This is a genomic window from Paracoccus salsus, from assembly GCF_021556615.1.
Classification (GTDB): domain Bacteria; phylum Pseudomonadota; class Alphaproteobacteria; order Rhodobacterales; family Rhodobacteraceae; genus Paracoccus; species Paracoccus salsus.
In genome coordinates, this window is record NZ_JAKGGD010000002.1 from 16,920 (window position 1) to 30,746 (window position 13,827).

Annotated in this window: 11 protein-coding genes; 8 read left to right on the plus strand and 3 right to left on the minus strand. The window is 65.9% G+C overall.

Annotated features, from left to right (window positions below; genetic code table 11):
* Positions 1 to 51 precede the first annotated feature (51 nt).
* On the minus strand, positions 52 to 1,500 hold the full coding sequence (gene guaB / locus L1965_RS03425) for an IMP dehydrogenase (RefSeq protein ID WP_235755020.1): 1,449 nt from the start codon (positions 1,498 to 1,500) through the stop codon (positions 52 to 54).
* A gap of 274 nt (positions 1,501 to 1,774) precedes the next feature.
* Here guaB and L1965_RS03430 point away from each other — a divergent pair, with 274 nt between their 5' ends.
* From L1965_RS03430 to L1965_RS03455, 6 genes are all read left to right on the plus strand, one after another.
* Positions 1,775 to 2,935, plus strand: a complete 1,161-nt coding sequence (locus L1965_RS03430; RefSeq protein ID WP_235755021.1) for an OmpP1/FadL family transporter — start codon at positions 1,775 to 1,777, stop codon at positions 2,933 to 2,935.
* A 132-nt stretch (positions 2,936 to 3,067) separates the two neighbouring features.
* Positions 3,068 to 3,931 carry an ATPase gene (locus tag L1965_RS03435; RefSeq protein WP_235755022.1) on the plus strand — a complete coding sequence of 288 codons (864 nt, stop codon included), beginning with the start codon at positions 3,068 to 3,070 and terminating at the stop codon, positions 3,929 to 3,931.
* 2 nt (positions 3,932 to 3,933) lie between these two features.
* Positions 3,934 to 4,860 carry a homoserine O-succinyltransferase gene (locus tag L1965_RS03440; RefSeq protein WP_235755023.1) on the plus strand — a complete coding sequence of 309 codons (927 nt, stop codon included), beginning with the start codon at positions 3,934 to 3,936 and terminating at the stop codon, positions 4,858 to 4,860.
* The gene (gene ppk2, locus L1965_RS03445; protein WP_439332043.1) at positions 4,860 to 5,753 is read left to right on the plus strand and encodes a polyphosphate kinase 2; all 894 of its coding nucleotides are present in this window, start codon (positions 4,860 to 4,862) and stop codon (positions 5,751 to 5,753) included. Before L1965_RS03440 ends, ppk2 begins: the two co-directional genes overlap by 1 nt.
* The gene (locus L1965_RS03450) at positions 5,750 to 6,595 is read left to right on the plus strand and encodes a TPM domain-containing protein (protein ID WP_235755024.1); all 846 of its coding nucleotides are present in this window, start codon (positions 5,750 to 5,752) and stop codon (positions 6,593 to 6,595) included. Before ppk2 ends, L1965_RS03450 begins: the two co-directional genes overlap by 4 nt.
* Before the next feature lie 110 nt (positions 6,596 to 6,705).
* On the plus strand, positions 6,706 to 7,746 hold the full coding sequence (locus L1965_RS03455; protein ID WP_235755025.1) for an ABC transporter substrate-binding protein: 1,041 nt from the start codon (positions 6,706 to 6,708) through the stop codon (positions 7,744 to 7,746).
* Between the two features lie 69 nt (positions 7,747 to 7,815).
* On the opposite strand, the gene L1965_RS03460 is transcribed toward L1965_RS03455, so the two are convergent.
* Positions 7,816 to 8,169: a Rieske (2Fe-2S) protein gene (locus L1965_RS03460; RefSeq protein ID WP_235755026.1), complete on the minus strand. Its 354-nt coding sequence runs from the start codon at positions 8,167 to 8,169 to the stop codon at positions 7,816 to 7,818.
* A 369-nt stretch (positions 8,170 to 8,538) separates the two neighbouring features.
* Between L1965_RS03460 and L1965_RS03465 the strand changes: the two genes are divergently transcribed.
* A complete protein-coding gene (locus tag L1965_RS03465) occupies positions 8,539 to 9,582 on the plus strand; it encodes a homocysteine S-methyltransferase family protein (RefSeq protein WP_241865421.1) in 1,044 nt (347 codons plus the stop codon).
* Positions 9,575 to 12,283 (plus strand): methionine synthase, encoded by a 2,709-nt coding sequence (gene metH / locus L1965_RS03470; protein WP_235755027.1) that lies wholly within the window; start codon positions 9,575 to 9,577, stop codon positions 12,281 to 12,283. Before L1965_RS03465 ends, metH begins: the two co-directional genes overlap by 8 nt.
* Before the next feature lie 75 nt (positions 12,284 to 12,358).
* Here the strand turns inward: metH and L1965_RS03475 are convergent, their stop codons facing one another.
* Positions 12,359 to 13,786, minus strand: coding sequence for a mannose-1-phosphate guanylyltransferase/mannose-6-phosphate isomerase (locus tag L1965_RS03475; RefSeq protein ID WP_235755586.1), 1,428 nt, complete (start codon positions 13,784 to 13,786; stop codon positions 12,359 to 12,361).
* Positions 13,787 to 13,827: the final 41 nt, after the last annotated feature.

Here is a 13,827-nt window from a genome sequence, read left to right on the forward strand (position 1 = left end):
CCGCGCGGCCCGGTTTGCGGGCCGCGCGCTGTCCCGGTGACGCCGCCGCGGCTAGCCCAACCTGTAGTTGGGGCTTTCGCGCGTGATCTGCACGTCGTGGACATGGCTTTCCTTCAGCCCCGCACCGGTGATCCGGACGAACTGGCAGTCGCGCCGCATCTGGGCGATGGTGGCGCAGCCGGTATAGCCCATCGCGGCGCGCAGTCCGCCGACCAGCTGATGGATCACGGTTCCCGCCGGCCCCTTGTAAGGGACCTGACCCTCGATGCCTTCGGGCACCAGCTTGTCGGAGGCGGCGTCCTTCTGGAAGTAGCGGTCGGCGCTGCCGCGCGCCATGGCGCCCAGGCTGCCCATGCCGCGATAGGACTTGAAGCTGCGTCCCTGATACAGGATCACCTCGCCCGGGCTTTCGTCGGTGCCCGCGATCGCGCTGCCGACCATCGCGCAGCTTGCGCCCGCGGCAATCGCCTTGGCGAAATCGCCCGAAGACTTGATGCCGCCATCGGCGATGACCGGAACGTCGCCCGCTGCGCCTGCCGCATCCATGATCGCGGTCAGCTGCGGCACGCCCACGCCCGCGACGATCCGGGTCGTGCAGATGCTGCCGGGCCCGATGCCGACCTTCACCGCGTCCGCCCCGGCGTCGATCAAGGCCCGCGTGCCCTCGGCCGTCGCGACGTTGCCGGCCATCACCTGCACCTGGTTCGAGAAGGTCTTGACCCGCTCGACCGCGCGGGCGACGCCCTCGGAATGGCCGTGGGCGGTGTCGATCACCACCATGTCCACGCCGGCATCGATCAGCGCCCGGCTGCGTTCGAAACCCTCTTCGCCCACGGTCGAGGCGGCGGCGACGCGCAGCCGGCCCAGATCGTCCTTGCAGGCCATCGGGTTCAGAACCGCCTTTTCGGTGTCCTTCAGCGTCAGCAGGCCGGTCAGATGACCCTCGCCGTCGGTGATCAGCAGCTTTTCGATGCGGCGTTCCTTCATCAGGTCGATGGCCTGCTGCCGGTCGGCCGGCTCGGTCAGCATCGCCAGCCGCGACGAGGTCATCATCGCCCGAACCGGCGTCCTGTCGTCGCTGGCAAAGCGCATGTCGCGATTGGTGACGATCCCCATCACGCGACCGTCCTGGTCGACAACCGGAAAGCCGGTGACGCTGTAGCGCTCCTGCAGCGCCTTGGCGTCGGCCAGCGTCTGATCGGGGCGCAGCGTGATGGGCTTGTAGACGATGCCGCTTTCGAAACGCTTGACGCGGCGCACCTCGTCGGCCTGCTGGTCGATGGTCAGGTTGCGGTGGATGACCCCCATGCCGCCGGCCTGCGCCAGCGCGATGGCCATGCGGCTTTCGGTCACCGTATCCATGGCCGAAGACAGCAGCGGGATGTTCATCCGGATCGAGCGCGTCACCTGCGTGGTCACATCGGCGGTCGAGGGCAGGACTGCGGACGCGGCGGGAACCAGCAGCACGTCGTCGAAAGTAAGCGCCTCACGAATCTGCATGGGATAGGTCCTTGCGGCAATCTCGTTTGGCAGTTTCCCCTTTCACGCGTGCAGGGGATTGTCCAGACCGCAGACGCCGTTTTCGCGGCCCGCAAGGCCAGACCGCGGGCCGCCCGGGACGCAAGCGACCGGAACGCGTTGCGACAATGTCACGATGCCGCAGGGTCACGGCCGCGTTTTTGCCTACAACCTTACGCTGTGAATTGATTCGGTGCGGGCGCGGCGTAATCTGAACTCAAGGGTCAACCCCGGACCCGGGAGAGGGAGGATTTCCATGAAAAGAGTCATTACCGGTGCCGCGACCCTGCTGATCAGCACGTCGCCGCTGCTGGCCGGCGGGATCGAGCGCGCGCCGCAATCGCTGGCCGCGCTGTTCGAAGCGGGCAACTATGCCGAACTGAGCTTTGGCGGCGTCGACCCAACCGTCACAGGCACGGACAGCCGGGGCTTTCGGACCGGCGACGTGGCGCAGGGCTATGGCTTTGTCGGCCTCGCCTACAAGCAACAGTTCACCCCGGAATTCTCGGGCGTGCTGATCATCGAACAGCCCTTCGGCGCCGATATCCGCTATCCGACCCAGCCCGGGCCGGTGCCGAGCCCGGCCGAGGACGGATCGGTGCTGCTGGGCGGCACGGCCGCGCGTGTCGATTCGACCACCTTCAGCGCGCTGGGTCGCTACACGTTTCCCAACAACTTCTCGGCCCATGGCGGCATCCGCGGATCGCGTGCCGAGGGCAACGTGACGCTGAACGGCGCCGCCTACGGCCCGGTCGCGGGCTACAATGTCGATCTGGATTCGGCATTCGGCGTCGGCTGGGTCGCGGGCGTGGCCTGGGAAAGACCCGAGATCGCCGCCCGTGTTTCGCTGACCTACAACTCTGCGGTCGAACATGATTTCGATACGACCGAAACCGGTCCGCTGATCCCGACCCCGGTCGGCCCCCTGCCCCTGCTGGCGGGCGAGTCGACGACCACGGTCAAGACGCCGGAAAGCTGGAACCTCGAATTCCAGAGCGGCGTGGCCCCGGGAACGCTTGTCTTCGGCTCGATCCGTTGGGTGAACTGGTCCGAATTCAGGGTCGATCCCGATCGCTTCGTGGCGGTGACCGGCGGCGGACTGGTCGACCTGGAAGACACCACCACCTACACGTTGGGTGTCGGGCGCAAGTTCACCGAGAACTGGTCCGGCTCGGCGTCGTTCACCTATGAGAAGGCGGGCGACGATCTCGTCTCGCCGCTGGCGCCGACCAATGGCCGCAAGGGCATCACGCTGGCCGCGATCTATACCCGCGACAACATGAAGATCACCACCGGCGTGAACTACACCAAGCTGGGCGATGCCCGCCCGGAAACCGGAACACCGGACACCGAGCGCGCCCAGATGACCGACAGCGATGCGTGGGGCTTCGGCGTGAGGATCGGCTACAGCTTCTGAACCGATCGCGCGAGGACGTCAGCCAAGGCCCCGCCCTCGGGCGGGGCCTTGGCGCGCTGCGGACCGGTTCCGAAGGTCTTTCCTCTTGATGATCCGCGCATTACCTATGCGGCGGTCAGGAAGGGAAGCAAGATGATCTATCACAGCGGCAGCGCGTGGCGACATGCGGCGAACAAGCGCGTGGTGCTGTTCGGCATGTCCGGCCTTGGCAAGACCTACCTGTCCAACATGCTGCGGGCGGCCGGCGACTGGTTTCACTATTCCATCGATTACCGGATCGGCACCCGCTACATGGGCGAATACATCGCCGACAACTTCAAGCGCGAGGCGATGAAGGTTCCGCTGCTGCGCGAGTTGCTTCTGTCGGACAGCGTCTATATCGCCAGCAACATCACCTTTGAAAACCTTGCGCCGCTGTCCACCTATCTGGGCAAGCCCGGCAGCCCCTCGCGCGGGGGCCTGCCCTTCGACGAATACTGCCTGCGCCAGAACCGCCACAGGCGGGCCGAGATCGCCGCCCTTCTGGACACGCCCGATTTCATGAAACGCGCCATCGACATCTACGGCATCCCGCATTTCGTCTGCGACAGCGGCGGCTCGATCTGCGAGGTTGTCGATCCCGACGACCCCGATGACCCGGTGCTGTCCGCGCTGGAGCGCGACTTGCTGATGGTCTGGATCAAGGGGTCGGACATGCATACCGCCGAGCTGGTGCGGCGTTTCGACCGCGCCCCGAAGCCAATGTATTACCAGCCGGAATTCCTTGAAAAATCCTGGGTGGCCTATCGCGTCGAGAAGGGTTTGCAGGGCGATGAGGTCAATCCCGACGACTTCATCCGCTGGACCTATGCCCGCGCGCTGGCCCACCGGCAGCCGCGCTACGAGGCGATGGCCCGGCGCGGCGTCACCGTTCTGGCCGAGGAGGTCGCCGCGGTCAGTTCACCCTCCGACTTTACCGACCTGATCGCCCGCGCCATCGACCGCAAGGAAGGCTGACGATGCCCATTACCCTGAACGAGAACCTTCCCGCCTTCCGCATCCTGTCGGAAGAGGGCGTGATGGTGATGTCGCCGGGGCGCGCGGCCATGCAGGACATCCGGCCGTTGCGGATCGGGCTGCTGAACCTGATGCCCAAGAAGATCCAGACCGAGAACCAGTTCGCCCGGCTGATCGGCGCCACGCCGCTGCAGATCGATTTCCAGTTGATCCGCATGTCCGACCATGAAAGCCGCAACACCGCAGCCGACCACATGGAAAGCTTCTATCGTCCGTTCCGCGATGTCCATGCGACGGGCGAGAAATTCGACGGGCTGGTGATCACCGGGGCCCCGATCGAGCATCTTCCCTTCGAGCAGGTCACCTACTGGGACGAGCTGACCCGGGTCTTCGACTGGACCCGGACGCATGTCCATTCCACCCTCGGCGTGTGCTGGGGGGGGATGGCGATGGCGTGGCATCTGCACGGGTTGGAAAAGCACCTGCTGGATCGCAAGGCCTTCGGCTGCTTCCGCCACCAGAACCGGGTGCCGGCCTCGCCCTATCTGCGCGGCTTCTCGGACGACGTGCTGATCCCGGTAAGCCGCTGGACCGAGGTCCGGCAGCCCGAGGTGGATGCCCGCCCCGGCCTCGTCACGCTGCTGGCCAGCGACGAGGTCGGCCCCTGTCTTGTCGAGGACCCGGGCCACCGCGCGCTGTATATCTTCAACCATCTGGAATATGACAGCACGACGCTGAAGGAAGAATACGACCGCGATGTCGCGATGGGCAAGTCGATCAACGTGCCCCGCAACTACTATCCCGACGACGATCCCTCGCGCGCGCCGTCGAACCGCTGGCGCAGTCACGCGCATCTGCTTTATGGCAACTGGATCAACGAGATCTACCAGACCACCGAATATGACTTGACAAGGATCGGAAGCATCTGATGCCCAGGTCGAAACCCGCCATGCCGGAACTGCCGCTGGTCGGACGGATCACCGACTATCTCGACCACGGCGCCCCCGAGGAGATCCGCAGGATCATCGACAAGGCGCGCAAGGATGACATCCTCGATGCAGGTTTTCCCTATCGCGAGGAAATGGGCAAGGACGCCTACGAAAAGCATCTGGAACAACTGCAACTGCAACTGGTGCGGATGATGCATGACGTGGTCGCGACCGGCAAGCGGGTGGTGGTGCTGTTCGAGGGCCGCGACGCCGCCGGCAAGGGCGGCACGATCGAACGCATGCGCGAGAACCTGAACCCGCGATCCTGCTACATCGTCGCCCTGCCCAAGCCCACCGAGCGCGAGGCCACGCAATGGTATTTCCAGCGCTATGTGGACTGGCTGCCGGCCGCCGGCGAAATCGCCCTGTTCGACCGCAGCTGGTACAATCGCGGCGTGGTCGAGCGCGTGTTCGGGTTCTCGACCGTCGCGCAGCGAAACGCCTTCTTCCGCCAGTTGCCCGGCTTTGAACAGACGCTGGTCGATGATGGCATCGTGCTGGTCAAGCTGTGGCTGAATGTCGGCCGGGCCGAGCAGTTGAAGCGCTTCCTGGACCGCGAACAGGACCCGCTGAAGCAGTGGAAGCTGTCCTCGATCGATGTCGACGGGCTGGCCAGATGGGACGACTACACCGACGCGATCCACGACACGCTGAACCTGTCGCACTCGCCGATCGCGCCATGGACGGTAATCCGGTCGGACGACAAGCGGCGCGCGCGCATCGCCGCGATCCAGACGGTGCTGAGCGCGGTCGACTATGCCGGCCGGGACCGCAAGGCCATCGGCCAGATCGACCCCCTGATCGCGGGCGGCCCCGACCTGTTGCTGGCGTGATCCGCGTCGCGTTCCTGTGGCTGGCGCTTGCGCTGCCGCTGGCGGCGCAGGACCTGCCGGACTGGCAGCATACCAGCATCAACGATTTCGCCCGGATGCTGGGCAATGACGACACCCGCATTCTGGACCAGGCGCTGATCGCGCTGAATGAGCAAACGGGAATCGAGGGCACCGTCGTCACGCTGGAAGACCGCGCACGCCATGGCGGCAGCGACGGGCTGGAGCCGTTCGCGACGCGTTTGTTCAACGACTGGGGCTTGGGCGACCCGCGCCGCAACGACGGCTTCATGATCCTGGTCCTGAGGGATGACCGCGAGGCCCGGATCGAGCTTGGCGCGGGCTATCCCGGGACCGCTGATGCCGTTGCCCGCGACATCATGGACAGAACCATTCTGCCGCCTTTCCGCGACGGGCGCATGTCCGACGGCATCCGCGAGGGCACGCTGGCCGTGATCGACCGGATCGCGCGTCCCTTGGCCGAGGGGCGCGCGCCCGAGCGGTCACCGGACGACCTTGCCGGGCGGGTCCTGCCGCTGCTGGTCCTCGCTGTGTTCGGCCTTGTGCTGTTCCGGGTCCTTCGCAACCTGATCTCCCGCCTGCGGCACGCGCGTCGCCCCTGCCCGGCCTGCGGCGGCCGCGGACTGGTCGAGGAGATTGCCCCGGTCGAGGCGACCGATGTCGAAGGCCGGCCGCTGCCGCGCCAGTCGATCTGGACCCGTTGTCCACGCTGCGGCTGGAGCAGCCATTCCACCCGGCGGGAGCCGCGCGCCGGCACGCGGAAGCGCAGTGGCCGGTTCGGCGGCGGCAGGTCCTCGGGTGGCGGGTCGTCGGGGCGCTGGTGACCCGGGCATCCGGCGCCGGGGCCGCCGCATGGCGATCGCGTCACACTTGCACGCCTGCCGCAGCCGGGCTAGCGTTTCCCAAAACAGACCAACAGGAAGGCCCCAGAACCATGCGCTTGATGACAACCACCATGCTGGTATCCGCCCTCGCGGCGCCGGCCTTCGCCGCCGACCCGGAACTGACCGTGTTCGACTGGGCCGGGTTCGAGGAGCCATCCATCTTCCAGGCCTATATCGACAAGCACGGCACGGGACCGACCTACGCGTTCTTCGGCGACGACGACGAGGCGTTCCAGAAGGTTGCTTCGGGCTTCAAGGCCGACCTGGTGCATCCGTGCAGCCAGATGGTCAGCAAGTATCGCGACGCCGGCCTGATCGAGACCTGGGACACATCGAAGATCCCGAACTTCGACAAGATCGATCCCAAATTCCTCGACTCCGAGGTGTTCCAGGACGATCAGGGCGTCTGGTATATTCCCACCGACTGGGGCGCGACCGCGGTGGCCTACAACACCGAAACCGTCCCTGTGGAGGATGTCTCGACTCTGCAGGTGTTCGTCGATCCGAAATACCAGAACCGCACTTCGCTGCCGGACAGTTCGGACGATGTCTGGGCTCTTGCCTATCTTGCCACCGGAACCACCGACTGGACCGAAGTCACCGACGAGCAGTTCGACGCCGCAGCCGCGTGGCTGCGCAAGGCGCATCAGAACGTCGCGGCCTATTGGGCGGACCCGTCCGAACAGGCGCAGCTGATGGCCTCGGGTGCGGTCGATATCGCCTGGTCCTGGAACGACGGCGTTACCTATCTCAGGGACGACAACCATCCGGTCGGTTTCCAGCGGGCGGCGACCGAGGGGTCTTCGACCTTCTTCTGCGGCTTCGTCAACCTGAAGGACGGGCCGGGCAACGAGGACAAGGCCTATGACTTCATCAATGCCTGGCTGGAACCTTCGGCCGGCAAGGCGCTGCTGGACACGATCGGCTATGGCCACACCTCGACCGAGGCGATGGCCACGATCGAGGACGAGCCGGCCGTGAAGGAAGGCCTGGGCCCGGTCGATGTGCCGATCCTGGACCAGACCCCGAATTCGCCCGAACAGCGCGAGAAGCAACTGGCCGAGTTCGAGAAGATCAAGGCCGGTTTCTGACCGGACCACCGGGCCGGGGGGCGGGGCCCCTCGGCCAGCACCCGGTTCAGGCGCCCGGGCTCGGCGGCGTCACGACGCGATCCGCAGCATCCCGTCCACGACCGTCACCGGGACCGCATCAAGCCCGCAATCGGCACCGCTGACCACCGCCCCGGTGTGGATGTCGAACCGCGCCCCATGGCCCGTGCAGAGCAGCATCGTGCCATCCGCCGACAGCAGCCTGTCGCCGCGATAATTCAGCGGCAGATACTGATGCGGGCAGGCGTTGACATAGGCGCGGAAAATCCCGTCCGCGCGCAGCACGAGCAGCGGAAATTCGCCCTTCCCGGTGGTCACGCTCAGGGCATGGACGCCGGTCACCTCGTCGCTGTGGCAGATGACGGTCCCGGGTTCCGGCGCGGTCGAATAGTCGGTCCAGGCCATCGCTACGCCACCCGCACGGTCTGCGCGCGGCCGGCCGCGCGGCGGATCGCCTGTTTCCGAATGCTGCGCGGGAAAGAGTTCATGCGTCCTCCTGTCGGGCAAGGTTCGTGCGATAATCACTCTAGGCCTGCGCATGTTGCTTGCGAAGCTGGCGAGGCATCGCAGGATTGCTGCACGAAAGCGGCATCGTCGTCCACAGCGCCGCGCCGGAGATGCGTCGCGCAGCGCGATGGCAGCGGGCAACTGCGGGGGCTGGACCGATCCAGGGTCACGATTATCTAATTCACTCATGATCTTTTCGAATATTATGAATTTGCGGACGGCACGCGCTGTGCCTATGGTGCGGGCTTCGCGAGCAAGGACAGGATCATGACCGGCGCACTTCCCCCCTCTGCCGCCTTTGCGGTGCTGAACCGGCTGGCGGCCGAACGCATTCTGATCCTGGACGGCGCGATGGGCACGCAGATCCAGCAACTGGGCCTGGACGAGGCCGGCTATGGCGGTCACGGGTCGGGGCATGTCTGCCGCCACCACAGCGACCTGCCGCAAAAGGGCAACAACGACCTGCTGATCCTGACCCAGCCGCAGGCGGTCGAGGACATCCATTATCGCTATGCCCGGGCCGGGGCCGATATCGTCGAGACGAACACGTTTTCCGCCACGACCATCGCGCAAGCCGATTACGGGCTTCAAGCGGCTGTCCACGACCTGAATGTCGAGGGCGCGCGCGTCGTCCGCCGGGCACTGGACCGCGCCACCGCCGAGGACGGCCGTCCGCGCTTTGTCGCCGGCGCGCTTGGGCCGACGAACCGCACCGCCTCGATCAGTCCCGATGTGAACAACCCGGGCTATCGCGCCGTCAGCTTCGACGACCTGCGTGTCGCCTACCTGCAGCAGGCGAACGGGCTGATCGAGGGCGGCGCCGACATCCTGCTGATCGAAACCATCTTCGACACGCTGAACGCCAAGGCCGCGATCTTCGCCTGCCTGCAGGCCATGGAGGCGCATGGACTGCGCCTGCCGGTGATGATCTCGGGGACGATCACCGATGCGTCGGGGCGCACCCTGTCCGGGCAGACCCCGACCGCGTTCTGGCATTCGATCCGCCATGCGCGGCCATGGACCGTCGGCCTGAACTGCGCGCTGGGGGCCTCGGCGATGCGGCCCCATCTGGCCGAGCTTTCGGGCGTCGCGGACACGCTGATCTGCGCCTATCCGAATGCCGGATTGCCCAATGCCTTCGGCGCCTACGACGAGGGTCCGCAGGATACCGCCCGGCAGATCGCCGACTTCGCCCGCGAGGGGCTGGTGAATGTCGTCGGCGGGTGCTGCGGCACCACCCCCGACCATATCCGCGCCATCGCCGACGCGGTGGCCGAGTTCAGCCCGCGAAAGGTTCCCGAATATGCCTGAACGCCAGCTTCGCCTGTCCGGACTGGAGCCCTTTGTCCTGACGCCCGACATTCCTTTCGTGAATGTCGGCGAGCGCACGAATGTCACCGGCAGCGCCCGGTTCCGCAAGCTTGTCAAGGAACGCGATTACGCCACCGCGCTGGAGGTCGCGCGCGATCAGGTCGAGAACGGCGCCCAGATCATCGACATCAACATGGACGAGGGGCTTATCGATTCGAAGGCGGCCATGGTCGAATACCTGAACCTGCTGGCGGCCGAACCCGACATTGCCCGCGTGCCGGTCATGATCGACAGCTCCCGATGGGAGGTGATCGAGGCCGGGCTGCAATGCGTCCAGGGCAAGCCGATCGTCAACTCGATCAGCATGAAGGAGGGCGAGGACGCGTTCCGCCAGCAGGCGCGGCTGTGCCTGGCCTATGGCGCGGCGGTCGTCGTGATGGCCTTCGACGAACAGGGCCAGGCGGACAGTTGCGCCCGCAAGATCGAGATCTGCCAGCGTGCCTATCGCATCCTGGTGGACGAGGTGGACTTCCCGCCCGAGGACATCATCTTCGACCCCAACATCTTCGCGGTGGCCACGGGGATCGAGGAACACAACAATTACGGCGTTGATTTCATCGAGGCGACGCGCTGGATCAGGGCGAACCTGCCGCATGCCCATGTCTCGGGCGGGGTCTCGAATCTCAGCTTCAGCTTTCGCGGCAACGAACCGGTGCGCGAGGCGATGCATGCGGTGTTTCTGTATCACGCCATCCAGGCGGGCATGGACATGGGCATCGTCAATGCCGGACAGCTTGCGGTCCATGACCAGATCGATCCCGATCTGCGCGAGGCCTGCGAGGATGTCGTCCTGAACCGCCGCGACGACGCGACCGAACGGCTGCTGGACGTGGCCGAGCGCTATCGCGGAGAGGCTGGCGCGAAGGCGCGCGAAAAGGACCTGTCGTGGCGCGAGTGGACAATCGACAAGCGGCTTGAACATGCGCTGGTCAATGGCATCACCGAATATGTCGAGGCCGATACCGAAGAGGCAAGGCGACAGGCCGAACGCCCGCTGCATGTCATCGAAGGTCCGCTGATGGCCGGCATGAACGTGGTTGGCGACCTGTTCGGTGCGGGCAAGATGTTCCTGCCACAAGTGGTGAAATCCGCCCGCGTGATGAAGCAGGCGGTGGCTGTGCTGCTGCCCTACATGGAGGAAGAAAAGCGCCTGACAGGCGGGACCGACCGCGAAACCGCCGGCAAGATCCTGATGGCAACGGTCAAGGGGGATGTCCACGACATCGGCAAGAACATCGTCGGCGTCGTGCTGGCCTGCAACAATTACGAGGTGATCGACCTCGGCGTGATGGTGCCGACGCAAAAGATCCTGGATGTCGCCCGCAAGGAAAACGTCGATGTGATCGGGCTGTCGGGACTGATCACCCCGTCGCTGGACGAGATGGTGACCGTCGCCGCCGAGATGGAGCGCGAGGGGTTCCGGGTGCCGCTGCTGATCGGCGGGGCGACCACGTCCAAGATCCATACCGCCGTCAAGATCGCGCCCCGCTATCATCAGGGGCCGGCCGTCTATGTCACCGATGCCAGCCGCGCGGTCGGGGTCGTGTCCTCGCTGCTCAGCCCGGCGCAGCAGCAGGGCTATGTCGAGGCGATCCGCAGCGAATATGCCGCCGTCGCCGAACGGCACGAACGCTCGGAGGCCGCGAAAAGCCGGCTGCCGCTTGACAAGGCGCGCGGCAATGCGCTGCGGCTGGACTGGTCCGGCTACAGGGCCACCACGCCCGGCTTTACCGGAAGCCGGGTGATCGAGGACTGGGATCTGGCCCGGATCGCCGACTATATCGACTGGACCCCGTTCTTCCAGACATGGGAGTTGAAGGGCGTCTACCCACGCATCCTGGACGACGCGGCGCAGGGCGAGGCTGCACGCGGCCTGTTCGCCGAAGCGCAGGACATGCTGGCGCGCATCATCGAGGAGAAATGGTTCCGGCCCCGCGCCGTGTTGGGTTTCTGGCCCGCGAACGCGGTCGGGGACGATATCCGGCTGTTCACGTCCGAGGACCGGGACGAGGTTCTCGCGACACTGCATACGCTGCGCCAGCAGGTCACCAAGCGGAACGGCCGACCGAATGTCGCGCTGTCGGACTTTGTCGCGCCGGAAGGCCGGCCCGACTATGTCGGCGGCTTCGTCGTCACGGCGGGCCCCGAGGAGGCCGAGATCGCCGCCCGCTTCGAACGCGCCAATGACGATTACGCCGCCATCATGGTGAAGGCGCTGGCCGACCGGATCGCCGAGGCGATGGCCGAGATGTTGCACGAACGGGTTCGCAAGGAGTTTTGGGGTTATGCGCCGGACGAGGCGTACGACCCCGCCCAGCTGATCGGCGAACCCTATGATGGCATCCGCCCTGCCCCGGGCTATCCGGCCCAGCCCGATCACACCGAAAAGCTGACGCTGTTCAGGCTTATGGACGCCGAGGCCGCGACCGGCGTGACGCTGACCGAAAGCATGGCGATGTGGCCCGGAAGTTCGGTCTCGGGCCTCTATATCGGGCATCCCGACGCCTATTATTTCGGCGTCGCCAAGGTCGAGGAAGATCAGGTCCGCGACTATGCCGCCCGCAAGGGCATGTCGTTCGCGGATGCCGAACGGTGGTTGCAGCCGATCCTGAACTACACCCGGAAAGATCAGGCCGCCTGAGGCCGCACGTCCCGGCGGAAGGCGCGGGCCGGCCGGCTTGCGGCCGTGGCGTTCGCGGCCGTAGCCGTCGCAGCTTCAGTCCTTGCTGTCGCGGGCATAGACATCCTCATAGCGGATGATGTCGTCCTCGCCCAGATAGGACCCGGTCTGCACCTCGATCAGCACCATGGGGACCTTGCCGGGATTCTCCATCCGGTGGACCGCGCCCAGGGGCACGTAGATCGACTGGTTCTCGGTCACCAGCGTCACGCTGTCGTCCACCGTCACGCGCGCGGTGCCGCTGACCACGATCCAGTGTTCGGACCTGTGCACATGGCTTTGCAGGGACAGCGCGGCGCCGGGCTTGACCACGATGCGCTTGACCTGGAACCGGTCGGCGAGCGCCAGAGTCTCGAACCAGCCCCACGGGCGATGATCGCGCGGAAAGGCCACGGCCTGCTTGCGGTTCTTCTTTTTCAGCGCCGTGACGGCCTGGCGCACGTCCTGCGCGCGCGACTTGTCGGCAACCAGCACGGCATCGCCCGTGGCCACCACCATCACGTCATGCAGCCCGATGCCGACCACCTGCAGATCCTCGCTGTCGGAACGCAGCAGCACGTCATGGCAGTCGATCGCGGTCGAGTTCGGGTCCGCGACCACCCCGTCGCCGTTCGGGTGACGCCCCAGCTCTTCGCGCCAGACGGCATCCCATCCGCCCAGATCCGACCATCGCCCCGAGAACCGCACGACGGTCAGGTTGTCGGCTTTTTCCATGACCGCATAGTCGATGGAGTTGTCGGGCAGGCTTTCCCAGGGTTGGCGCGCCAGCCGCAGGAACCCGATATCGGTCCTGGCCTGCGCCAGCGATGCCTGAACCGGGTCCAGATATTCCGGTGCATGGCTGCGAAACGCCTGGATCATCGCCGCGGCGCTGAACAGGAAGATGCCGGCGTTCCAGAGGAAGTTAACCTGCGCCAGCATTTCCGCAGCACGCCCGGAATCGGGCTTCTCGATGAAGCGCGCCAGGGGCTGAGGCCCCTCTGCCCGGCCGGCCAGTTCCAAATAGCCATAGCCCGTCTCGGGACGGTCCGGTGTGATCCCGAAGGTCACGATCCGGCCTTCGCGCGCCGGCCCGCTGCCGGCCTCGACCGCGGCGTCAAACGCCTCGGCATCGGGAATGACATGATCCGAGGGCGCGACCAGAAGCAGCCTGTCGGGATCCTCGCTGGCCACCATCAGCGCCGCGGCCAGGATCGCCGGCGCCGTGTTGCGGCCCGCGGGTTCGATCGCGATGGCGCTGGCCTCGATGCCGATCTGTTCAAGCTGTTCGGCCACGATAAAGCGGAAATCGGCGTTCGTCATCACCACCGGGGCGGTGTAGCCTGGACCCGACAGCCGGCGCGCCGAGGCCTGGAACAATGTCTCATCGCCGATCAGCGGGGCGAACTGCTTGGGAAAGCTCTTGCGAGAGACCGGCCACAGCCGCGTGCCTGAACCGCCCGCCATCAGTACCGGTGTAATCATGCTCATCGCTGGACCCCAAGCTGCGGCGGACAGGCCGTCAT